This window comes from Streptomyces sp. NPDC056296, from assembly GCF_042268605.1.
GTDB lineage: Bacteria > Actinomycetota > Actinomycetes > Streptomycetales > Streptomycetaceae > Streptomyces.
In genome coordinates this window covers 23,467-45,848 of the sequence record NZ_JBHJRX010000033.1, presented here as the reverse complement: position 1 = coordinate 45,848, position 22,382 = coordinate 23,467, and the positions used below count along the sequence as shown (strand labels likewise).

19 protein-coding genes and 2 pseudogenes are annotated in these 22,382 nt (G+C 70.5%); 9 read left to right on the top strand and 12 right to left on the bottom strand.

Annotated elements, in window-relative coordinates; translation table 11 throughout:
• Nucleotides 1-143: 143 nt before the first annotated feature.
• The 6 genes from ACFCZF_RS24000 to ACFCZF_RS23975 form a co-directional block, all read right to left on the bottom strand.
• On the bottom strand, nt 144-1,241 hold the full coding sequence (locus ACFCZF_RS24000; protein ID WP_375924034.1) for an amidohydrolase family protein: 1,098 nt from the start codon (nt 1,239-1,241) through the stop codon (nt 144-146).
• A 373-nt stretch (nt 1,242-1,614) separates the two neighbouring features.
• Nucleotides 1,615-3,258 (bottom strand): FAD-dependent monooxygenase, encoded by a 1,644-nt coding sequence (locus ACFCZF_RS23995; RefSeq protein ID WP_376673395.1) that lies wholly within the window; start codon nt 3,256-3,258, stop codon nt 1,615-1,617.
• A complete protein-coding gene (locus ACFCZF_RS23990) occupies nt 3,258-4,166 on the bottom strand; it encodes an alpha/beta fold hydrolase (protein ID WP_376673394.1) in 909 nt (302 codons plus the stop codon). Before ACFCZF_RS23990 ends, ACFCZF_RS23995 begins: the two co-directional genes overlap by 1 nt.
• 233 nt (nt 4,167-4,399) lie before the next feature.
• Nucleotides 4,400-4,963 (bottom strand): SDR family NAD(P)-dependent oxidoreductase, encoded by a 564-nt coding sequence (locus tag ACFCZF_RS23985; protein WP_376673393.1) that lies wholly within the window; start codon nt 4,961-4,963, stop codon nt 4,400-4,402.
• 90 nt (nt 4,964-5,053) lie between these two features.
• Nucleotides 5,054-6,514, bottom strand: a complete 1,461-nt coding sequence (locus ACFCZF_RS23980; RefSeq protein WP_376673392.1) for an aldehyde dehydrogenase family protein — start codon at nt 6,512-6,514, stop codon at nt 5,054-5,056.
• Between the two features lie 97 nt (nt 6,515-6,611).
• A complete protein-coding gene (locus tag ACFCZF_RS23975; protein ID WP_375924044.1) occupies nt 6,612-7,571 on the bottom strand; it encodes an amidohydrolase family protein in 960 nt (319 codons plus the stop codon).
• 103 nt (nt 7,572-7,674) lie between these two features.
• Here ACFCZF_RS23975 and ACFCZF_RS23970 point away from each other — a divergent pair, with 103 nt between their 5' ends.
• The 4 genes and pseudogenes from ACFCZF_RS23970 to ACFCZF_RS23955 all read left to right on the top strand — a co-directional run bounded on the left by ACFCZF_RS23970 (nt 7,675) and on the right by ACFCZF_RS23955 (nt 11,133).
• Nucleotides 7,675-9,294: a bifunctional 3-(3-hydroxy-phenyl)propionate/3-hydroxycinnamic acid hydroxylase gene (locus ACFCZF_RS23970; protein WP_376673391.1), complete on the top strand. Its 1,620-nt coding sequence runs from the start codon at nt 7,675-7,677 to the stop codon at nt 9,292-9,294.
• A gap of 59 nt (nt 9,295-9,353) precedes the next feature.
• Nucleotides 9,354-10,172 carry an IclR family transcriptional regulator gene (locus ACFCZF_RS23965; RefSeq protein WP_375924048.1) on the top strand — a complete coding sequence of 273 codons (819 nt, stop codon included), beginning with the start codon at nt 9,354-9,356 and terminating at the stop codon, nt 10,170-10,172.
• 183 nt (nt 10,173-10,355) lie between these two features.
• Nucleotides 10,356-10,774 (top strand): annotated as a pseudogene (locus ACFCZF_RS23960) (NADPH-dependent FMN reductase); the annotation flags it as partial.
• A complete protein-coding gene (locus tag ACFCZF_RS23955; RefSeq protein WP_376673390.1) occupies nt 10,771-11,133 on the top strand; it encodes a winged helix-turn-helix transcriptional regulator in 363 nt (120 codons plus the stop codon). The pseudogene ACFCZF_RS23960 and the gene ACFCZF_RS23955, both read left to right, overlap by 4 nt.
• Before the next feature lie 530 nt (nt 11,134-11,663).
• On the opposite strand, the gene ACFCZF_RS23950 is transcribed toward ACFCZF_RS23955, so the two are convergent.
• Both ACFCZF_RS23950 and ACFCZF_RS23945 read right to left on the bottom strand, forming a co-directional pair.
• Nucleotides 11,664-11,927: an HU family DNA-binding protein gene (locus ACFCZF_RS23950; RefSeq protein ID WP_375924052.1), complete on the bottom strand. Its 264-nt coding sequence runs from the start codon at nt 11,925-11,927 to the stop codon at nt 11,664-11,666.
• A gap of 99 nt (nt 11,928-12,026) precedes the next feature.
• Nucleotides 12,027-12,539: a TspO/MBR family protein gene (locus ACFCZF_RS23945; protein ID WP_375924054.1), complete on the bottom strand. Its 513-nt coding sequence runs from the start codon at nt 12,537-12,539 to the stop codon at nt 12,027-12,029.
• A 191-nt stretch (nt 12,540-12,730) separates the two neighbouring features.
• Here ACFCZF_RS23945 and ACFCZF_RS23940 point away from each other — a divergent pair, with 191 nt between their 5' ends.
• Both ACFCZF_RS23940 and ACFCZF_RS23935 read left to right on the top strand, forming a co-directional pair.
• Nucleotides 12,731-13,309 (top strand): Dps family protein, encoded by a 579-nt coding sequence (locus tag ACFCZF_RS23940; RefSeq protein ID WP_375924056.1) that lies wholly within the window; start codon nt 12,731-12,733, stop codon nt 13,307-13,309.
• A gap of 155 nt (nt 13,310-13,464) precedes the next feature.
• Nucleotides 13,465-13,656 carry a hypothetical protein gene (locus tag ACFCZF_RS23935; RefSeq protein ID WP_376673389.1) on the top strand — a complete coding sequence of 64 codons (192 nt, stop codon included), beginning with the start codon at nt 13,465-13,467 and terminating at the stop codon, nt 13,654-13,656.
• Nucleotides 13,657-13,768: 112 nt separating this feature from the next.
• Here ACFCZF_RS23935 and ACFCZF_RS23930 read toward each other — a convergent pair whose 3' ends face one another.
• The 3 genes from ACFCZF_RS23930 to ACFCZF_RS23920 all read right to left on the bottom strand — a co-directional run bounded on the left by ACFCZF_RS23930 (nt 13,769) and on the right by ACFCZF_RS23920 (nt 15,956).
• Nucleotides 13,769-14,374 (bottom strand): class F sortase, encoded by a 606-nt coding sequence (locus ACFCZF_RS23930; protein WP_376673434.1) that lies wholly within the window; start codon nt 14,372-14,374, stop codon nt 13,769-13,771.
• A 28-nt stretch (nt 14,375-14,402) separates the two neighbouring features.
• Nucleotides 14,403-15,239 (bottom strand): DUF4397 domain-containing protein, encoded by an 837-nt coding sequence (locus ACFCZF_RS23925; protein ID WP_376673388.1) that lies wholly within the window; start codon nt 15,237-15,239, stop codon nt 14,403-14,405.
• A gap of 108 nt (nt 15,240-15,347) precedes the next feature.
• Nucleotides 15,348-15,956: a sigma-70 family RNA polymerase sigma factor gene (locus tag ACFCZF_RS23920; protein WP_376673387.1), complete on the bottom strand. Its 609-nt coding sequence runs from the start codon at nt 15,954-15,956 to the stop codon at nt 15,348-15,350.
• 161 nt (nt 15,957-16,117) lie between these two features.
• Between ACFCZF_RS23920 and ACFCZF_RS23915 the strand changes: the two genes are divergently transcribed.
• The 3 genes and pseudogenes from ACFCZF_RS23915 to ACFCZF_RS23905 all read left to right on the top strand — a co-directional run bounded on the left by ACFCZF_RS23915 (nt 16,118) and on the right by ACFCZF_RS23905 (nt 18,902).
• Nucleotides 16,118-16,981 (top strand): MerR family transcriptional regulator, encoded by an 864-nt coding sequence (locus ACFCZF_RS23915; protein ID WP_376673386.1) that lies wholly within the window; start codon nt 16,118-16,120, stop codon nt 16,979-16,981.
• Nucleotides 16,954-17,544, top strand: a pseudogene (locus tag ACFCZF_RS23910) (ABC transporter permease); the annotation flags it as partial. The gene ACFCZF_RS23915 and the pseudogene ACFCZF_RS23910, both read left to right, overlap by 28 nt.
• Before the next feature lie 128 nt (nt 17,545-17,672).
• Entirely contained in the window at nt 17,673-18,902 is a 1,230-nt protein-coding gene (locus tag ACFCZF_RS23905) for a family 43 glycosylhydrolase (protein ID WP_376673385.1), read from the top strand.
• A 63-nt stretch (nt 18,903-18,965) separates the two neighbouring features.
• On the opposite strand, the gene ACFCZF_RS23900 is transcribed toward ACFCZF_RS23905, so the two are convergent.
• Entirely contained in the window at nt 18,966-22,253 is a 3,288-nt protein-coding gene (locus ACFCZF_RS23900; protein ID WP_376673384.1) for a LamG-like jellyroll fold domain-containing protein, read from the bottom strand.
• Nucleotides 22,254-22,382: the final 129 nt, after the last annotated feature.

Below are 22,382 nucleotides of genomic sequence, written 5' to 3'. Positions count from 1 at the left end.
ATGCGGCGGTTGGACGGCTATGGGTGGGAGGCGTAGGCAGGCGCGGGGGGGGTGCAGGAGGGTGGACTACACCGCGTGGGGCTGGAGAGGCCGTGCTCGGCGGCACGGTGCGGGGCGCCCGGGTCATCTCGGCGGCGGAGGGGTCACAGCTTCAGGATGCGTTCGGCGTTGCGGTGGGCGATCTTCTTGCGGTGACCGGCCGACAGGTTCGCGTCGCGCAGGAATCCGACGGCCTGTTCGCTCTTCTCGAAGGGGTAGTCGATGGCGAAGAGCACGTTGTCGATGCCCACCGCCTTGATGGCGGCCTGGAGCATGGTGTCGTCCATGACACCCGAGGTGGTGATCGCGATGTTGTCGACGAGGTACTCGGAGGGCTTCTTCTTCAGCGGCACGCGGGTGTTGATGTTCTGGATCTGCACGTCGAGGCGGGGCATGTGGAACGGCAGGAACTCACCCATGTGTCCCACGATGAGCCTGGCCCCCGGGAAGTCGTCGAAGACGCCGCCGAGGATCACCCGCAGGGCGTGGCCACCGGTCTCGGCCGCCCAGCTGTAGAGGGGGCCGACCAGCTCCGGACGGTCCTCCAGGAGGCCCCAGTCGCCGGTGGGGGCCGGGGTGGGGTGGAGATAGATGGCGGCGCCCAGTTCCTCCAGCGCGGCCCACACCGGCCGGAACTGCGGTTCGTCCAGGTAGTGGCCGTTGGTGTGGCCGTTGACCAGGAACCCGGCCATCTTGAGGTCGCGTATCGCGCGCCTGGCTTCCCGCACGGCCGCCCGGGGGTCCTGGAGGGGCAGTGCGGCGAGCCCGCCGAAGCGGGTGGGGTGCGCGTCGATGATGCCGGCCAGCGCGTCGTTGGCGACCTGCGCGTCCCGTACGGCGATGGCCGCGTCGGGCTGCATCTGCACCCCGGGCGGGGTGAGGGAGAGCACCTGCATGGTGACGCCGTTCGCGTCCATGTCGGCGAGCCGGTACTCGGTGATGTCCGGAAGCCGCTTGAACCACTCGGCGGTGACCTCGGGCTTGAAGGGGATCGCGCCGTTCAGCGCCGTGCCCTGGGTGATGAGACCCGGCAGCATGACGGCTTCCTCGATGGCGACGATCTTCAGCCGACCGTGCGGGTCGGGCTTGCCGCCGTGCGCCTGGGCGGTGCCGGGGGTCATCAGGGTGGAGGCGCCGGCGAGTGCGGCGGTCCCCGCCGCGGTGTTCAGGACCTGACGCCTCGTCCATCGGTGAGTGCTCATGTGTACTGCTTCCTTTCACGGAGCGGATGTTGTTCGGCAGGCGACCCTGCTGCCGGAGGGGGATGCCGTGGCGGGCCCGGTGTGCGGCGGCGGCACTGCTCGAGGCCGCCCCGGCGGATGGCCGCTCCGAGTCGTCGGCAGGACGCGCCGGCGCCGCCGAGGCGGTGGTCGTGGACGTCGGCCGGAGCAGGGAGCATCCGTGTCGCGCGTCCCGTCTCGGGTCTGGTCCGCCCCGGCCGCGAGGCAGGTGCCTCGGACAGGGTGCGGCCGGGGCGGGGTCTGGTGACCGGCGTACGGGCGCCGGCCAGCGGGTTTCCGGATGAGCGCGTCGATACGAAACGGGTGCGTTCGCGGCGCGTTCGTCCGGCGAGGTTCAGGACATACGAGCTGCCGGCGTCGTGCCGTCCGACCGCGCTCGGCCGCTCAGGGTGTCGACGAGGGCGGGGGCGTCCTCGGGGGCCTCGTCCCCCAGCCAGCCGACCACTTGGTCCGGGCGCACCAGGGCGAGACGGGCGCCGAGCAGCTTGGCGTAGTCGGCGGATACCGACTCCGGCAGACGCACCACGGTGAGCGGCACACCCCGCAGGCGTGCGGCCTCCTCGAAGGCCGCCTCCGACGTGCCGAGCCCGAGGGTGAGCAGCGTCAGATGATCACCGAGCAGGTCGTAGAGGGAACGGCCGTCCTCGAGGAACACATGGGGCAGCCGGGCGCCTGCCCATGTGGCGCCCTCTTGTCCCACCGGCTCCGCGGGGACGATCGGTGAGGTGGCGATACGGAGTCCGAGGACCAGGTCGAGCGAGTGGAACTCCGCCGTCTTGGTCTCCTGGATCCGTGCGCTCGCGGCCCGCCGGGCCCGGGCGCCCGCCTCGTCGTCCGCGTCGAGGTTGTCGGCGAGCAACTCGGTCGAGAGCACCCGCATGTTGGCGGTCGCCTCGCGGATGACGCGTTCCTGGACGGGACGGCGCTCGCTCTCGTAGCTGTCGAGGACGTCCGCCCCGCCCCAGCCGGCGAGCACGGCCGCCAGTTTCCAGCCCAGGTCGACCGCGTCCCCGATGCCGGTGTTGAGCCCGTGGCCGCCGAACGGCGGATTGAGGTGCGCGGCGTCACCGGCGAGGAACACCCTGCCGTGCCGCATGCGGTCGACGATCTGCATCCGGGCGGTCCACGGATCGGTGGACAGCACCTGGGCATGCACCGGCCTGCCCACCACGGCGTCGACGATGCGCTGTGCCTCGCGCTCTCCGGACGCCCGGTCCACGCCGAAGGCGATCGCCCACCAGGTGTTCGTCCGGTCCAGCGGCCCGACCAGCGCCGGGGCGTCCTGGTTGACGACCCAGTACTGCACGGCCGGCCCGTGCCGTACGTGCTCCCACAGGCCGGGGCTCTCGAAGACCATGCCGAAGTTCGGGCGCAGGGCCTCGCCGCCGACGTAGCGGGCCCCGATCTCGTCCCGCACGATGCTGCGCGGGCCGTCGCAGCCGATCACGTAGTCGGCGGTGACGACGGCTCGCTCCCCGGCGCCGTCCTCGACGGTCACGGTCGCCAGGTCGTCGTCCTGGCTCACGCCGACGACCTTCGAGCCGAGGACGAGCCGCCCTGGGGCGATCTCCTCGACCGCCTCGCGCAGCACCTCCTCCAGCACGTACTGCGGCGCCTGCTGGCCGGTCTCCGGGAAGCGGTCGTCCTGCGGGGCCAGGCCCAGGACGCCGGTGAAACGGGACAGCTCCCTGCCGGTCAGCGAGGTGCAGAACACGACGTCCTGGGACCAGGAGGCGGGCAGCGGGGCGCGCCCGCGCAGCCGCTCGGCCAGGCCCCAGCGGCGAAGGTGCTCCATTGTGCGCACGTTGAGGGTCTTGCAGCGAGGCCGGGCGTGGGACACGGCGGCGCGCGGCTCGACGACCAGGCAGTCGACGCCGCGCCGGCCAAGCTCGACGGCGGCGGCCAGGCCGACCGGCCCGCCACCGGCGACGAGGACCTGCACGTGCCGCGGGAAGTGCTTGCTGTCGATGGAGGGCATCAGTTCTCGTTCCCGGTTCCCTGCCGCGCTGCGGCCCACTGCGCACACTCCTCGGCGAACGCGAGCTGCCGCAGCTGCGTCGCGAGGCCGAGCGTGTGGTGATCGATGCAGTGACCCGTCCCGCGGGCGACGCCGGCGTCGACGAAGGGCGCCGCGGTGAACAGCGCCGCGAACTCGGCCACGTTCTCCGGGTCGCTGCTCCACAGGGCGTCGAACTCGGCGAGCGCGTTGTGCACGGGCACGCGGATCTTGGGGGCGACGGCGGGCAGGTGTTCCTTCGGCCACTTCGGCGCCTGGACCAACTCCCTGACCGGCGTGGGTGCGTAGGACTCGTGCGCCTGGCGCACTCCCTCCGCCCGGTAGGTGTGCTCGGGGCCGAACATCACCTGGTCCCGCTGGTCGTACGGCAGGTCCACGGTCTCGTCCGCGGGCAGGGAACCCAAGGCCTCGGCCGCCCCGCCGCTCGGAATGACGGCACCCATACCGGTCGCCGAGACACCGATCAGCGGGAAGTCCGGCTCGGAAGCGGCGATCATCAGCGCGATCATGCCGCCGATCGAATGGCCGACGAGGAACACGCTGTCGGCGCCGAGGCGCTCGATGGCCTGCGCCAGGGCGCCGTTGAGCAGCTCCCCGTGCCGGGCGAAGGTGTTGGCGTCCGGCTCCAGCGCGGCGCTGCCGCCGTATCCGGGGCGGTCGAAGGCCACCACCGGATAGCCGTGCGCGACGGCGACGTCCAGGAAGGACCCCTCGGGGGAACCCGCGACGTCGAAGTACCGCGCCGTGTACGTGCCGCCGTGAAGGGCGGCGATCAGGGGTTTGCCGGTGGGCTCGGCGGGCCCGGCGACCAGCGCCGTGATTGTGTGTCCGTCGACCTCGAAGGTCAGAAGGTCGCGCTGCTTGGCCATCTGTGGCCTCCTGCCAGGGGTGGGTTCCAGCGTGCCGCGCGGAGAGCGGACCGCGCGCGGCGAACGACAACGCACAGCTCGCGGGGGGAGTGGGCCGCCGCGGATCCGAGGGTGCGAGCACCCCACCTCCGGGCGTCACCGGGTTCTGTGAGCCTAGGCGCTATATGTGATAACAGCAAGAGTTTCGGAGTTCCGTGGGACACCGGCCCGGACCTTTCGCGGCCTGGCGCGGCTCAAGCGGTCTGCGCTGGGTCAGAGCCGGACGAGTCCGCCGTCGGCCACCGTGCGCAGCATGTCGTCCCCCGATGAAGTGCCGGCCGCCCGGGGTGCGCGACCCGGTCGGGGAGATGGCGTTGACGGTGAAGCCGTACGGGGCGAGGGCGCGGGTGAAGCCGACGACCGCGCCCTTGCCGGCCGTGTAGTGGACCATGTCGGGGGACGGCCAGGCCGAGCGAGTTCGACGCCAGGTTGACGATGCGGCCCCAGCCCTTGAACGGGAAGGCGCCGGCGTTGTTGACGAGGACGTCGACCCGGCCGGCGAAGCCGAGCAGCTCGGGGGCGAGGGCCGCCACCTGCTCCTGGCCGGAGAGGTCGGCCTGGAACTGGACGGCCTGGCGGCCGATCTCCTGGACGGTCTCGACCGTACGGTCGGCCGGATCGAGGTCGACGGCGATGATGTCGGCTCCCCGGCGGGCCAGTTCGCCGGCGATGGCGTGGCCGAAGCCGCCGGCCGCGCCGGTGACGACGGCGACCCGGCCGGTGTGCGAGGACGGGGACCGCGCGGACCGGGTGGACATGGGGATGCTCCTTCGCCGTGTGACGCTGAGGGTGACCGACGGCGGGGCGGTTGGCGCGGACGCGGTCCCGCCCTCGCCCGGGCGGCGCCGTCAGTGGTGCTGCGGCACGTAGTCCTGGGTGATCTGCTTGTACTCGAGGAAGTCCTCGATGGACGCCATGCCCCCGAGCCGGCCCACGCCGCTGGACTTGAAACCGCCCTCCTCGAACTCGACGGTCAGGTTCGCCCAGCTGTTGATGGAGACGAGACCGGCGTCGAGCCGGCGCGCCACGCGCATCGGGCGGTCCGCGTCCCGGCTCCAGACACACGCGCTCAGGCCGTACTCGGTGTCGTTGGCGAGAGCGATCGCCTCGTCCTCGGTGTCGAAGACCTGGACGGTCTGTACCGGGCCGAAGGTCTCCTCCTGGACGATCGGGAGGGAGGAGTCGGGGACCGCGAGCAGTGTCGGGTGGTAAAAGGCGCCGCCGGCCAGCTCGGGGCGAGTGCTCGGGCCGCCGCGGACGATCGGCTTGGCGCCGGCCGCGATCGCCGCCTCCACGGCCGCGTCGACCCGTGCGACCGACCCCTTGTCGATCAGCGGGCCGATCTGGCTGGCCGGGTCGGCGGCCGGACCGGGACGCACACCCTCCAGACGCTGGGCCAGGGCGGCGGTGAACTCGTCGGCGATCTCCCGCTGGACGAGGACCCTGCTGCCCGTCATGCAGAACTGCCCGGCGAAGACGGTGCACGACGCGACGGCGGTGGCGAGCGCGGCCTCCAGATCGGCGTCGGCGAAGACCAGGTGCGGGGTCTTCCCGCCCAGCTCGAGCCCCACTCGCTTGAAGTGCGCCGCAGCCCCCTGGGCGATGAGCCGCCCGGTGGCGGTGCTGCCGGTGAAACTGATCACCGGTACCCGGGGAGACTCGACCAGCAGGCGCGCGACGTCGGAGCCGGACTCGACGACGACGTTCACCACGCCCTTCGGCAGCTCGGGCACGGAGGCGAGGATCTCACTCATGAGCGCGGCGGTCTGGGCCGCCTGCCCCGGCATCTTCACCACGGCCGTGCAGCCCGCCGCGAGGGCCGGGGCGAGCGCCCGGACGCAGAGGTAGGCCGGGGAGTTCCACGGCACCACGATCCCGGCGACGCCGACTGGTTGCCGGATCGACATGGCCTGACGGCCCGGCTGCGTGTCGGTGACCCGGCCGTGCGGCTGGAGCGCCAGTCCCGCCGCGAAGCGCAGCGCGCGCAGGATGAAGTGCGCCTCGAAGCCCGCCTCGTGCCGGAGCTTGCCGTTCTCCAGGCACAGGGTGCCGATCACCTCGTCCATGCGCTCGTCGTACGCGTCGGCGAGGTGGCTCAGAGCGGTGGCCCGCAGCATCGGGTCCAGGCGCCAGGTGCCCTCCGTGAAGGCCCGTGCCGCCGCGTGGACGGCCCTTCGCCCCTCCCCGGTGCCGGCATCCGCGTACGCACCGATCACTTCACCAGTGGCCGGGTCGACACTGACGGCGGTTCGGTCGGAACCGACCCACTCGCCGTCGATCCAGTGCCGTGCGCTGTTCTCTCGGGTCATGTCGGCGACTCCTTGCTTGAGGGAAGGGGAGGGAAAGGGAAGGGAGGGACGGGGCTGAGTGCGTGGCGACACACCGCGCCCCGGGGGGAGGGTCTCCCTAGAGACCGAGCAACCGTTCCGCGTTGAGGTGGGCGATCTTCGCCCGGTCGGCCTCGCTGATCGGTGCCGTCTCCAGGAAGGCGGTGGCCGCCGCCATCTCCTCGAAGGGGTGGTCGGTGCCGAAGAGGATGTGGTCCGAGCCCAGCGCGAGCAGCGCGCACAGCAGCGGAGGGGCCGAGCAGACGCCACTGGTCGTGATGTACAGGTTGTGTCGAACGTACTCCGACGGGTTCCCCCGGGCCAGCTCGACACCGTGGTGGTTGTGGTACTCCCAGCGGGAGTCCAGCCGCCACAGCACGTAGGGCAGGCCTTCGCCCATGTGGCCCAGCAGCATCTTGGCGTCCGGGAAGTCGTCGAAGACGCCGCCGAACACGCACCGCAGGAAGTGGGTGGCGGTCTCGGAGCCCCAGCTCCACATCGGCCCGATGAGTTCCGGGTGCCCCTCGATGACGTGCGGGACGTCGACGCCGTTGGCGGGGTGCAGGTAGAGCGGGACGTCCAGACCCGCGGCGCGCTCCCACACCACGCGCAGCTCCGGGTGGTCGAGGTAGCGGCCCTGGGTGTGCGCGTTCACCAGGGCGCCGCGCATCCCCAGGTCGGAGACGGCGCGCTCCAGCTCGTCGGCGGCCGCCTTCGGGTCCTGCAACGGCAGGGCGGCGAATCCGGCGAAGCGGTCGGGGTGGTCCGCCACCACGCCGGCGAGCAGGTCGTTCACGGCCGTCGCCTGGGCTACCGCGGTGGCCGCGTCCTTCTCGGCCTGGATGCCGGGGGAGTTGAGGGACAGCACCTGCATGTCCAGACCCGCCGCGTCCATCTCGGCCAGCCGCTCCCCGGTGATGTCGAGGAGCCGCCGGGACGCCTCCCGCCACTTGCCCGGCTCGATGATCGCGGCCGCCGAGGCGCCGTGACCCACCAGCTCCGGCGTGACGAAGTGTTCCTCAAGGCCGATGGTTCGCATCGCGGCAACTCCATTTCACTTATATGCATTGACTTCATCGATGGTGAAACGTACGTTCCGTCGGTGTCAACCCTTTGGAACGTCCGAGTAATGGAGGTGCCCGATGTCGGGTACGGAGGACGCCGTCGTTGGTCCGGTGATGGACGGGACCACGGTGGACGTGGCCGTGGTGGGTTACGGACCGGTGGGCATGGTGGCGGCAGCCCTGCTGGGACAGGCGGGCCACCGGGTCCTCGTCCTGGAGCGCTACGCGGGCCTGTACAACCTGCCGCGGGCGGCCAGCTTCGACGACGAGACCATGCGCACGCTCGCCCGCCTCGGCGTGGCGGAGGAACTGCTGCCCAAGGTGCGCGTGCAGCCCACCTACGAGTGGCGCAACGGTCGCGGTGACCTGCTGATAGAGCAGCACTTCGCCAAGGCCGGACGCAGTGGCTGGGCGGAGTGGAACATGATGTACCAGCCCGACCTCGAAGAGGCGCTCGACGCGGTGTGCCGGTCGATGCCGCAGATGGAGGTGCGGCACTCCAGCGCCGTCGTCGCGCTGAACCAGAGCACGGAGAATGTCACGCTCACCGTCGACGGCCCCGGGGGACGGCAGACGGTCACCGCGCGCTACGTCCTGGGCTGCGACGGTGGCAACAGCTTCGTGCGGTCGGCCCTCGGCGTGGGGCTGTTCGACTACGGCTTCTCCGAGCCGTGGATGGTGTGCGACTTCCGCTTCCGCCGCCCGACGCAAGTCCCGCTCGCGTTGCAGCTCGGGGACCCACTGAGCCCGACCTCGATCATCTCGCTCGGCCCCGCGCACCACCGGTTCAGCTTCATGCTCGACTCGGTGGACGACTTCGAGACCGAGCGCGATCCGCAGCGCGTCTGGAAGCGGGTGGCGGCCCACCTGGCTCCCGACGACGCCGACCTCATCCGGGTCGCCACGTACACTTTCCGGTCACTCATCGCGGACCACTGGCGTCGTGGCCGCGTCCTGCTCGCGGGCGATGCGGCACACCAGATGCCCCCGTTCCTCGGGCAGGGCATGTGCTCGGGCTTCCGCGACGCGCAGAACCTCGCCTTCAAGCTGGACCTCGTCCTGCGGGGAGCGGCACCCGACGACGTCCTCGACACCTACCAGACGGAGCGCGAGCCGCATGTGCGCGCGGTGACCGAGAAGGGCATCGAACTCGGCCATCTCCAGACCCTGCGGGACCCGGAGCGTGCCGCGGAGCGCGACCGGACCCTGCTGGCCCGTCGCGCGGAGGCGGGGGCGCCCGAGGCCGTGCGCCTGCCGAGCCTCGTCGACGGCCTGTTCGCCCGGGAACCGGACGCGGGCCGGGGACAGTTGTCGGTCCAGGGCGTGGTGGACGACGGCACCCGCAGCGACCGCCTGGACCAGGTCGTGGGCGGCGGCTTCCATCTGCTCGTCGAAGAAGGACTGCTGAACGCCCTGGAACACGCGGACCTGCTCGACGACCTGGCCCGGGCGGGCGTGCGAGTCGTCGTCCCCGGCGAGCGGGCCGTCGCCCATCCGAAGGCGGCCGTCGTCCACGACATACACGCCACCTACCGCGACTGGTTCACCGAACTGGGCTGCTCGGCCGTCGCGGTCCGCCCCGACTTCTACGTCTTCGGCACGGCGAGCGGCCCCGGCGCGGTGACCGGCCTCGCCGGTGAGCTGCTGAGCGCGGTGGGCGGCGACAGGAGCGCACGCGAGGTGCGAGCGGACGTCTGATGTCCCTTTCCCGTCGCCCCGGGGCGGACGGTGTCGGGCCGGTCACTATGATCGCTGCTGTGAGAACTCAGCGTCCCTCCGACTCCGAGGCCAGTGAGGAATCGCCGGCACGGCAGGGCATCCAGTCCGTCGAACTGGCGATGACGGTCCTGCAGGCCCTTGAGGAGGGGCGGGGGCCGATGAGCCTCACGCAGATAGCCGCGGCCACCGGTATGCAGCCGAGCAAGGTCCACCGCTATCTCGTCAGTCTCGCCCGCGTCGGTCTCGTCGCCCAGTCGCCCAGCTCCGGGCGCTACGACATGGGGCCGGCCATGCGGCGGCTCGGCGTCGAGTCGCTGCGCAGGATGGACGAGGTGGCGCTGGTGAGCGAGCACCTGCCGGGGCTGCGGGACCGAACCTCGCACGCGGTCAACCTGGCGGTATGGGGCGATCACGGGCCCGTCGTCGTGCGCTGGGAGTACGGTGCCCACGCGCTGCCGATCACGGTCCGGGTCGGCGCGACCATGCCGCTGCTGACCTCGGCGATGGGAGGGGCGTTCCTCGCGCACCTGCCCGAGCAGCTCACCGAGCCGGTGTTGCGCGGGCAACTGGAGACGGAGTCGCTGGACGCGGCCACTCGGGACCGGGTCGACCGGATCAAGGACGAGGTACTGCGCGAGGGTGTCTCCACCACCGTCGGCGGCGTCATCCCCGGCGTCACCTCCCTGGCGGCCCCCGTGTTCACGGCGGGTGAGTCCTTCCCGCTCGTCGTCACCCTGGTGATGCCCGCGCGGGGCGTTTCGGAGCAGGACGTGGCTCACTTCTCGGAGGAACTGCTCAACTCGACCCGGGCCATGTCCGAGGTCCTGGGCCACTCTCTGGACCAGCACCGACCGTAGGACGCCCACGCCGCCGCCTCGGCGTCTCGGACGAACTGCCGCGTGCCGGCCACCTCCTTCGACGCGTCGGCGGGGCTCTGATGCGCGTCGCCGACCGCCGCAACCGTGCGAAGGGCGCCGTGCGGCCGCCGGACCGACCGAGCGGCACACGGCACCTCTGCCATGGCGGTGAGCGCAACCATCCACCACCCGAGGCTCGGCCGCTACACCCAGCAGCACACCCGCGACTGGAGCGCCAGGTCGCGGAGGCGGACGCCTTCGTGTTCGTCATGCCGGAGTACAACTACGGCTACAACGCCGAACTCAAGAACGCGATCGACCACCTCCACAACGAGTGGCAGTACAAGCCCGTGGGCATGGTCAGCTACGGAGGCGTGTCCGCGGGAACGCGCGCGGCGCAGATGATCAAGCAAGTGGTGACCACCCTGAAGATGACGCCCGTCTTCGAGGCCGTGTCCATCCCGTTCGTGCAGCAGTTCCTCGACGAGGACCGGCGGCTGCTGCCCAACGACGTCATGACCAGCTCCGCCAAGGCGATGCTGGACGAGTTGGTGCGCTTCACGGAGGCCCTGCGTCCGCTGCGCGCCCCCGCCGCATCGTGACCACCGGCCCGGCACCTGGCGGCGACTACACCCACCCGGTCTGCGTGCGTTTCCACACGGCGATCGAGATGATCGGCACACGCTGGACCGGCGCGATCCTACGGGCGCTGTTCACCGGCCAGTGCCGGTACGCGCAGATCAAGGCCGCCGTCCCTGGAGTCAGCGACACCATGCTGGCGCAGCGCCTTCGGGAACTTCAGCGCAACGGCCTGATCGAGCGACACGTCGTGCCCGCGACACCCGTGCAGGTGGAGTACCGCCTCACGCCCAAGGGACAGGACCTGGAACCGGTCCTCGACGCGATCATCGCGTGGTCGCACAGCTGGATTCCCCTGCCGGGACCGGACCCGGCCTCCTGACCTCTCCCGGATCCGCGACGACGAGCGGCGGCACACACGCCCGCTGCGCCGTCTCTCGTCGGCGGGGTGCCCGTCAAGTCGTGCCGCTCCCGTGGTGGACGTGCGGTAGTCCGTTCCGTCCACGAGGTAGCCGTGCGCCCCGCACCTGGCCGAGCCCGGGCGCAGCCACAGCGCACAGCGCGCCCCACCCGGCCGCAAACCCGGCGACCTTGGCCCGCCGGGTCCTGGACAGGATCGCCCCGAACACGGCGGCGTCGCTCAAGTCCGCTGCGATGCGGCACACGCTGACCGCCTGCCGCGCGTGCCGATCTCGTGCGCAGGTCACGGCCGTGCCGATCGCGACGTCCCGGGCGCCGACAGCTCGGATCAGCGTTGCGTTTCACTGCCGCCTGGCCTACAGCGGTCATACCGATCGCTCCGACCGGGCCACGGCGTCGGGGCGGAGGGACCGACTGGCGGTCAGCCGTCCTCGGAGGCTGTATGCATGTCGGGTCGGATCGGCCGCCGGTACGCGTACGGAGGGGGCGCGTTCAACCTGTCTTGTTCTGGAGAAACTCGGTGAGCGCCGTGCCCGGACGGAACGTGGCTGTTTCACCGTCCATACGGAAGCTGCCGAAACTGCCCAGAGTGACGGTCTCACGTCTGTGCAGCGCATCCGCGATCGAACCCGGGTGTTCCACGGTGCCGAAGAGGGAGTCGAACACTCGCTCAACGTCGGCGAACGTGAGCTGTTCGTCCTTGTTCTCGTTGGTCGCAGCGTTGGTGGTTGCCTCGACGAGCTGCTTCTTGTCCATGTGTCCTGCCCGGGAATTGATGACATGAGTGTGTGACGCCACGATGTCCGTAGTCGGCGGTTGGCGCACCTCCTGTTTCAGCTCGGCGGCGTAACCGGGTCACGTATTGAGCAGCCAGATGGAGAGGTTGAGAGCGGCGGCGAACGTTACCCATGCCGCGTACGGCAGGAGCAGCACAGCGGCGGCACGGCGCCGTCGACCGAAGGCGACGATGGTGGCGGCCAGGGCCACGAGCAGGAGACAGATGTCGACGAAGGCGAGGCCGTAGGCGTCTGCTGCGAAGAACAGGGGAGTCCAGGCAAGGTTGAGAGCAAGCTGGACGGACCACCAGGTCATCGTCACCGCGCGCCCGCTTGTCCGACGGCGCAGCACGAGCCAGGCGGCGACGGCGATCGTGCCGTAGAGCACGGTCCACACCGGGCCGAAGAGCCATCCCGGTGGAGCCCAGGGCGGTTTGGTGAGCGCCTCGTAGGTCTGGCCGGCGTCGGCGGCGGCGAAGCCACCAACCGTGGCCACCGCGTAACACACCACGAGCAGTAGGAGCAGCGTCGGCCAGCCCGCGCACGGTCGGCCGGTCGACTCGCGTTCGTCGTCGCCCGACAGTCCGGCCATGGGTTTCCTCCGATCGGTCACCGGGCCAGGGTGCCCGGATGGGAAGCCGGTACACGGCGTGCGCAGGCGTCGACGGTCCGGGTTGCTCCACACCGGTGATAACTGATCGAGAGGTGCCGTCGAACGACCGTGGAAAGGCGGGAGGCTGCTTGTCTGATGGTCCTAACATCAGACTCGCAAGGAGTATCAGCGTGCCGTCAGAGCGTTCCGACCTCTCCTACACCGTGCCCGGGATGAGCACGCAGGACAGTCAGCAGATCATCGGGATGCTGCAGATGCGTCTCCACTCCCTCAATGACCTCCACCTCACTCTCAAGCACATCCACTGGAACGTCGTCGGACCGCACTTCATCGCCGTGCACGAGATGCTCGACCCCCAGGTCGACAAGGTCCGTGGCATGACCGACGACATCGCAGAGCGCATCTCCACGCTGGGCGGCGAGCCCAACGGCACCCCCGGCGCGCTGGTGAGCGAGCGGACCTGGAACGACTACTCCATCGGCCGCGCCGAGTCGATCGAACACCTCGGTGCCCTCGACCTGGTGTACACGGCCGTCATCCAGGACCACCGTGAGGCCATGCAGGCCACCGAGACCTCCGACCCCGTCACCCAGGACATGCTCATCGAGCAGTTGCGCGGACTGGAACTCTTCCAGTGGTTCGTCCGCGCCCACCTCGAGTCCAGCGGCGGCAGGCTCAGCACCCGCGGTGCCACCACGGAGACCGGCGCCGCCGGCCAGGCTGCCGAGCAGGCCCGCGACCAGCCCTGACGCGCAACCATTGGAAGAGAACGATGCCGGCGACCAGAGCGAGCGCGAGGATGCACTCGCGCGTTCCGGCGCCGGCTGTCCGCCTGAGTCGGACTGCGCAGGGCGACTTGGGGGCGGACCGACGGACAGGGCGTTTCCTGGGGGGTGGGAGCCTGATGGCCTCAGGTGACAGTTCCTGGATGATGCGCTGCCAGACGCGCTCGGGCGGAGTGACCGGCAGCAGGTTCGACGCCTCCACGTCACGCGCGGCGGTCACCACGCGGGTCATCAGCTTCAGTTCTTCGCGGCAGCGCCGGCACGACGCGACATGCCGCAGGGCGCTGATGTCCTCGTCGCTGCTCGCGTGACCAAGTGCCAGCTCCACCAGATGCGACGGTTCGACGTGGCCCACTGGGCCCCTCCTGCGTCTCGGGCTCCATTGTCTCTGCGTGCGCGCCGGTTGCGTGTGACCGAAGGCTGTCAATCCGGCACCGGCTCGGCAGTGACGACGAGGTTGGCGAGGTAGCCGCCCCGCTCGGGCACGAACGGCGGCGCACACGTGATCAGGGTGAGGGCCGGTGTGCCGGTCCGGCGGAACACGGCGGCCGGCAGTTCGTCCTTCGGCACGGTGGCACGCGAGACGACGCGGTAGACGGCCGGTGCCGCCTCGGCTCGCCGTACCTCGACGCGGTCGCCGCGCCGTACCTCGTAGAGCGCGGCGAACTCGCCGAGGGCGCCCGTGTCGCCGTCCACGTGTCCGACGAGTACGGCCGACCCCTGAGGGCTCCCCGGAGCTGGACCGTAGCGGTACCAACCTGCCACGGAAGGGTCTTCGGGGACCGTCATGGCTCCCCGTTCGGTCACGCCGACCGGTCGTACACGGGCGTCAAGGCCCACGTCGGGGACCTGAACTCGCTCAGGTGGCGCGTCCAGTGTCGTATCGGCCTGTGACTCAGGGCGGACAGGCGACGGGGCTGTTGTCGCCCTCTGCTCCGAAGGTGCGGATCCTAAGTCGGGCGGGGCGGGTCCCGGCTCTGACGGCTGACCCGAAATGCCGAGGACGGCTGCCAGCGCGGCAGCCGCCATCGTCAGTCCGGTCAGCCGTCGCGCGGCGTCAGCCACGTCGGCCCGCGACTTGGCGAGCCACCAGGACGCCCGTCACCGTGATGGCCCCGGCTGCCGCGGCCCAGGCCAGCCACTGGTCGGGGGAGTTCTGGTTGGCGGCGGCGCCGCTGCCGCCCGCGTGCACTCCGCTGGGCATCGATTCCATGCCGCTGAACGTCTGGGTGGCCAGGGCCAGGTTCTTGTCCTCGGCGCTGCCCCAGGCGTAGACGACGTTGCTCGTCCCTTCCTTGAGGTCGAGGTCCGCCGGTCCGATGGCCACGGTGTCCGTGCCGGCCAGGACGACATCGGCGTTCACGGTGCCGGCGTCGACCGCGGCGCTGTCCTGGTTGGGGTTGGTCAGGTCGGTGAAGACGGGCTGTCCGCCGGCTCGTACGTCCACGGCGGGCGCGGCCGCGACATGGCGGACCGTCAGGCGGGCCTTGCCGGCGTCCACCTTCGAGACGTCGTTGGTGAACGCCGTCAGCTGGGGTTCGCCGTCGGCGGAGAGGTGTGCGGCGACCGTGGCGTTGCCGCCTTCGGGTACCTTCACCTGCTTCTCGAGGGCCGGTGTGCCGTCGGGGCTCTGGCCCGCTTCGAAGATCTGGATGTCGTAGGTCCCGGCGTCGAGGGACTGCGGGTCGGTGACCGTGCCGGGCTTGAAGTCGCTGAGCAGCTCGTCGCCGTTGGCGTAGACGTCGACCGTCATTCCCGGTATGCCGTGGAAGACGGAGACCATGGATTTGTCCTGTGCCTGGGCGGGAGCCGCCATGGCGGGTGCGGCCACGCCGAGGGCAAGGGCGCAGGCGCCGGCCGAGGCGGCGATTGCGATGGGGGTGCGGGAGGTCATGGGGATCATCCCTTCGAGCGGAGTCTCCGCCTGCTGCGGAGTCTCGGTTGTGTTTCGCTGTTCCGCAGTGCCATGGATGCGTCCGCGGCCCTGCTTCTTCGGGTTCGGTCAGTCGGTCGTGCCGAGTGCGCTTCCCTGGTCGATCACCAGGCGCAGCCGGTGCAGACCGCGGCGGGCGTGACTCTTGACCGTCCCCAGGGGCGCACCGGTACGTTCCGCGATCCGGGCCTGGGTCAGATCCTCGTAGAAGGCCATGCACAGCACCTCTCGCTGAGCGTGAGGCAGCCGGGACAAGGCATCGACGAGCAGCACGCGGTCGAGCACTTCGTCCGGTGCCGCCTGGACGAGCAGGGCGGGCGCGGCCTCGCGAGTGGCCGAGTCGACGAGGGCGAGACGCCTCGTCCTGGCGGCCAGCGCATCGACGATCTTGCGGCGCGTGATGCCGACCAGCCAGGCGCCGAGTGCGCCCCGCTCCGGTCGGAAGCCGTGCCGCCCGCGCCGGGCGCCGATGAAGACCTGCTGTGTCACGTCCTCGGCCTCGTGGACGTCGCCGAGGGACCGGGTGGCCATGGTGTGGACAAGCGAGCCCCAGTGCCGGTAGATGGCCGCGAACGCCGCCTCGTCCGCGGCGACCAGGCCTCGGGCCAGGTCCTCCTCGTACCGGGTCTCCTCCACGGGCGGGACGAGGGCCGTGGTCGATCGCGCGTTCGTGGTCATGGCCTGTCTCCTCCTGCCGTGCGTCGTACGGGGACGGAAGGCCGTCCTCCGAACGGCAAGTCCGCTCGTCCGCCGTGCCGGCCGCCGTGCGGCTGCCTCCAGTCTTGGACGCATAAACGACGCAGGCAATATGCGTCGTTTATGCGTCGCAGAGTGGGTGTATGAGTGCGCTTACGGGAAACGGCGAGGACCGGGGTGACCAGGGCGGTTCGCCGGGCGGCGGGCTGACCACCGGCGAGGTTGCCCGGCGTCTGGGAGTGGCTCCCACGACGGTCCGTACGTGGGACAGCCGGTACGGGCTCGGCCCCGACGCGCGCACAGGCGGCCGGCACCGGCGATGGACTCCTGAGGACGTGGCGAGGCTGGAGCGGATGTGCGCGTGGACGGCGACCGGGCTGCCACCGGCCGAGGCCGCACGGCTGGCGCGCAGCGAGGAGCCATCGGCCGAGGCCCCGCCCGGGCGGACGGCCGTAGGGGCGGGGCGGCCCGCGGCCCGGGGCCGCAGCCGGGCGGGGAGCGGGCTGCAACTCGGTGACGTGCGTCTGGAATGCAAAGGAATCGCCCGTGCCGCCCTGTGCCTCGACGCCGCCACCCTGGACGAACTGCTGCTCGCCGCGATCGCCGAGCACGGACTGGTCGCCGCCTGGACCGAGGTGATCGTGCCGACGCTCCAGGCCGTCGGCCGCGAGTGGGAGACATCGGGCGAGAAGTACGTCGAGGTCGAGCACTTCCTGTCCTGGCACGTCTCCGGCGCGCTACGGCGCACCACGCCCAACACGGTCGCGGACCGCCCCGGCGCCACCACACTGCTCGCCTGCGTACCGGGGGAGAACCACACACTGCCCCTGGAAGTGCTGTCCGCGGCGCTGACGGAGCGAGGCGTTCCAGTGCGTATGTTCGGCGGCGCCCTGCCCGTCGAGTCGCTCGTCGCGGCGGTGCGCAGGACCGGGCCGGCCGCGGTGGGGCTGTGGGCCCAGTCCCGCGGCACCGCCAGCCGGCCGCCATGCTGGGCGCCCGCGGCCTGATGCTGGCCATCACCGACGAGGGCGCGAACACGTACCTCATCGCCAAGGGCTCCTTCCTCGCCGAACTGGGCCAGGGCAGCACACTGGGCCTCGGCAACCCGGTGTGGATCACACTCGCCCTGTTCGGCGCGGGCGCCGTGGTCCTGCGCCGCACCCGCTTCGGCCAGCACGTGTACGCGGTCGGCGGCAACGAGGACGCGGCGGCGCTGATGGGCGCCCCGGTCGCCCGCACCAAGATCCTGATCTACACCCTGTCCGGGCTGCTCGCCGGACTGGCCGGCGCCCTCAACGCCGCCTGGCTGGCCTCCGGCGTGACCATCCTCGGCAACGGCATGGAGCTGGACGCCATCTCCGCCGTCGTCATCGGCGGCACGCTGCTCACCGGCGGCCTCGGCTACGTCAGCGGCTCGCTGGTCGGCGTCCTGCTGCTCAAGGTCATCCAGAACGTCGTCAACCAGATCGGCTCCCTCGACTCCTCCTACCAACTCGTCGTCAGCGGCGCCTTCCTGGCGCTCGTCGTGATCGCCCAGACCTGGCTCGGGCGCAGACGCCGGCTGATGTGACAAGCCCCGGACTCGGCAGCCGTGCCTCAATCGCCCCGGCTGCCGCGTCCGGTCTCCACGGCCGGTGCCACGCCCACCCGCCGGCCGGTGCACTCCCCCCACCACCGACCGACAGGAGTGGCCCACCCATGCCCCCCGTCAAAACGACCGGCCTCGTCGCCAAGTCCTGCGCCTCGGTACTCGTCGGCGGACTGATCGCGATGCCCTCGCCGTCCGGCACCGTCGCCGCCCCCGAGTACTCGACCTCCGAAGCCGGCAACCCGTTCGTCGACGGCTGGTACGCCGGCCCCGACACCGCGCGCTACGACGGGCGCTACTGGGTCTTCCCGACGACCTCCAAGAGCTACGCCGAGCAGACCTACCTCGACGCGTTCTCCTCGACCGACCTGGTCCACTGGACCAAGCACAGCGAGGTCCTCAAGACGGCCGACGTCCCCCGGGACATGACCAACCTCGTCACCTTCCCCGACGGATCGACGTACAAGGAGATCACGCCGGCGGACTACGTCGAGGGGCCCCAGATGTTCAAACGGGGCGGCAAGTACTACCTGATGTGGTCCGAGGGCGGCTGGACCGGACCCGATTACTCGGTCTCCTACGCGATCTCCGACTCACCCACCGGCCCCTTCGAGAAGATCGACAGACTCCTCGCCCAGGACCCCCCGGTCGCCAAGGGATCCGGACACAACTCCGTGATCAACGTGCCGGGCACCGACATCTGGTACATCGTCCACCACCACCACCACCGCCGCCCGCTCAGCGAGACCGACGGCAACCATCGCCAACCCGCCTACGACAGGATGTACCTCAACCCGGACGGCACCATTCGGCGCATCCAGATGGGCGTGAAGGACAACTTCGCCGACGGCAACGCGCTCGGCGGGCGGACCTACGGCGGCTCCTGGTCGGCCGATGGCGGACGCTACCGGGCGGGACACTCACTGGGCGGCAAGGCACTCCTCGACACCGACTTCGCCGACTTCACCTACGACGCCGACGTGCGCCTCGGCTCGGGCGGCGGTGACGCGGGCCTGAACTTCCGGGTGAACCGGCCGTCGGTCGGCGTGGACGGCTACACCGGGTACTACGCGGGCATCCGCCGGGACGGCAGGGTCGTGCTCGGCCGGGCCGCCGACTCCTGGACACCGCTGGCGACCGCGCCCACGTCCCTCGACCCCGGATCCACCCACCGGATGAGGGTCACGGCCGTCGGCTCCTCCATCAAGGTGTACGTGGACGACATGACGACCCCGAGGATCTCCGTCACCGACGGCACGTACCGCAGCGGGGCCAACGGCGTCCGTGTCTTCGACACCGATGCCTCCTTCGACAACGTGGCAGTCGGCCCGGTCCGTTGAACCACCCGGCGGGAAGCGGGGCGAACCCGCTTCCCGCCGGGACCGGAGGAGGCTCGGTGCTGCTTACGGCCTCTCCTCGGTGTACAGGCCCTTCACCTCCTCGGCGGTGAGGGCCTTGTCGTAGGCGTGGACCTGGTCGACCGCACCGTTCCAGAAGTCCGTCGTGTTGCCGTCCCACTGGGCGCGGCCCACGGCCAGCGGCCCGGTGCTCGGGTAGGCCGGCCCGGCGGTCGCCGTGGCGGCCGGCTCACCGTCGACGTACAGACTGAGCCGGTTGTCCGCACCGTCCCGTACGCCGACGAGGTGGTACCAGCGGCCCGTCTCCGGGGTGGTCTCCACCCGCGCCCGGTTCTCGCCGGGCGTGCTGAAGGCGAACGCGCCCTGACCGTACTGGAGGTAGAACGGGCTGGCCTGCCGCCGCGTGTCCTGGCTGACCGCGGTGGCGTAGTTGCCGGGAAGCGCGTCCAGCCGTACCCAGGCGGAGACCGAGTAGCTGCCGGTGGTGTCGAGCACCGGCCCGTCCGTCTGTGCGGACTGGCCCTGACCGTCGAACTTCAGCGCGCTGCCGCTGACACCCGGGGTCCAGGTCGTGCCCGCGGCGAGGGTCAGGTCCCGGCCGTTCGGTCCACTGTCCTCGGCCGTGGTGCCGGAGTTCTCGTCCAGGGACCAGCTGCCACCGCCCGTCAGCGGCTCCCGGTCGCCCGCCGCCGCACCGGCCGCGATGACCTTGCGGTTGACCTCACGGACCCGGACCGGATCGACCTTGATCTCCCGGCGGTCGTACGTGTACAGACCGTTGAGCTCGTTCTCCAGGTCGGTGATCTGCGTGTACACCGAGCCGGACAGCTCCGCGCCGGCCTGGGCCAGGTAGAACTCCTCGGTGTTCTCCACGTACTTGCGGGTCAGCGCCTCCTTGTCGGCCACACCGCTGTAGATCACCGTCGGGGCGCCCGGCCACATGTGCCCCGGCGTGCGCAGGGTGAAGCCACCGTGCTCGCCGTCCATGGCGGCCCTGGTCTCGTCGGGGAAGGGCGGATCCTCGTTGTTGTAGTCGTGGTGGTCGATGATGTCGCCCTTGCCCGAATCGCCCTTGGAGTTGCAGCAGTTGACACCGCTGTGGGCGTTGACGATCCGGGACGGGTCGGCGGCCTTCACGGACTCGGCGAGACGGCCGGTGGCCTCCCGGTTCCACTCGCCCCAGCCCTCGTTGAAGACGACCCAGCCGATGACGGACGGCGAGTTGTGGTGCTGCCGCATCATCTCCATGCCCTGGTCGACGAACGCCTGCTGCCCGGACTCGTCGGGGAAGTTCCCGGAGACGAAGTCCTGCCACACCAGCAGCCCGAGCCGGTCCGCGTGGTAGAACCAGCGCGGCGACTCCACCTTGATGTGCTTGCGCACCGCGTTGAAGCCCAGCTTCTTGTGGGCCTCCAGGTCGAAGGCGAGGGCGTCGTCGCTCGGTGCCGTGTACAGACCGTCCGGCCAGAAGCCCTGGTCAAGGGTGGCCAGCGAGAAGACGGGCTTCCCGTTCAGCACCAGCTTCGGGAACCCGCCGACCTTCTCGACGCTGATCTTCCGCATGCCGAAGTAGCCGCCGACCCGGTCGGTCGACCTGCCGTCGACGAGCTTCACGTCGAGGTCGTAGAGGTACGGGTCGTCGGGGCTCCACAGATGCTGCTTTGCGACGGGCAGGCTCAGCTTCTCGTTGGCGGGCCCGCTGACCCTGCCGACGACCTTGCCCCGCTTGTCGCGGGCTACCGCCTCGACGCGGGCCTTGTCGGAGGCGTCGTCGGACTCGACGGTCACCGCGAGGCTGCTGGTGTCGATGTCCGGGGTCGTGACTACGTTGTCAACGGACGCGCGGGCGACGGGTTCCATCCACACCGTCTGCCAGATACCGGACGACTGGGTGTAGAAGATGCCGCCCGGGTTGCGGGACTGCTTGCCCATCGGCTGGTTGGCGCCGCCGGTGTCGGTGACCGCGACGACGACCTCCTGCGGCCCCCTGCCCTTCAGCGCGTCGGTGATGTCGGCGCTGAAGGCGTTGTACCCGCCGGTGTGCTCCGCGACCTTCTTGCCGTTGACGAAGACGCGTGCTTGGTAGTCGACGGCACCGAAGTTGAGCTTCAGGCGATTGCCGGCCCTGTCACTCTTGCCGACCTTCCAGCTCTTCGGCACGTCCACGAGCTTGCGGTAGAACATGTGGTCCTCGTGCCGCTCAAGCCCGGAGAGCTGCGACTCGACCGGGAACGGCACGATGATCTTCTCGTCCAGGTTCTTGCCGAACACCGGCTGCTCGCCGGCCTCGGCGGCGCTGAACTGCCACGGCCCGTTGAGGTTCTTCCACTTCGACCGTACCTGCTGGGGGCGCGGGTACTCGGGCAGCGGGTTCTTCTCGTCGAGCCTGTCGCCCCACGGGGTGGTGAGCCGGTGGGTGGACGCGTTCTGCGCGTACCGGACGACCTGGGGCACCGTCTCGCCGCCGTCGGTGAGGCCGCCCTCGCCGTCGTAGGAGAACTTGACCTGCTGGTTCTTCTGGATCGGCTCCGCGAGCGTGATGAGGAGCGAGCTGCGGTCGCCGGGCGCCACCCGCACCGACTTGACGGGCATCGCGGTCGTGTCGGCCTCGACCTTCAGGTGCTCCGTGAGCCCCCCGACGTCGCCGACCCTGCCCTCGAAGCGGGCCCGCACCTGCCGGCCGTCCTCGCCGACGTTCAGCTCCAGCGGGTAGACCTCGAAGTCGTCCGGCGGGGTGAACGCCGACATCGGCACGATCTGCTTGGCCATCGTCGGCGTGGACCAGCGCAGGAACATGTTGGCGCCGCCGATGTCCTGGAACATCTCCAGGCGGAAGTCGTGCTTCTCGCCCGCCTTCAGGTGGACCGCGGCGCTCGTCTGCTCGTTGTCCCAGTCCGGCTGCCAGTGGTCGATGACCGGCTCGCCGTCGATGAAGAGCCGGAAGCCGTTGTCGCCGATGGCGTGGAAGGTGTAGTCGCCGGTGGTCGGCGCCGCGATCTGCCCGGTCCAGCGGGCGGTCGTGTGCTCCGTCCTGCCGGTCAGCTCCTGGAAGGTGCTGGTCAGTCCGGAGAAGTTGACCTGCGGGTCGAGCACGGTACCGCCGAGTTCGGCGAAGTCCCTCGCCCCCGGCGCGGACATGCTGAAGTACTCGCCCTTGAGGCCCTGTACCTCGACGGCGGACTTGCCGTCCTTCTCGGCGGTGACCGCGGACTTGCCGGTGGTCGGCTCCGCGGCCGTGGCGGAGGCCGTGAGGCCGCTCGTGGGCAGCACCAGGGCCGCCGCTGTCAGAAGTGCCCACACTCTGGCTCGTGGGCGGGTGTGTGGTCTGGTCATCGGACCCTTCCTCGGAAGCGCTCTTTGCAACGTTGGAAAGCTGGTGTCAGCGGAATGACAACACGCCCTTCCGCATCTGTCCAGACCTCGCGCACCACTTCACTGATCCGCCGTCAACCCAGGTGCGGC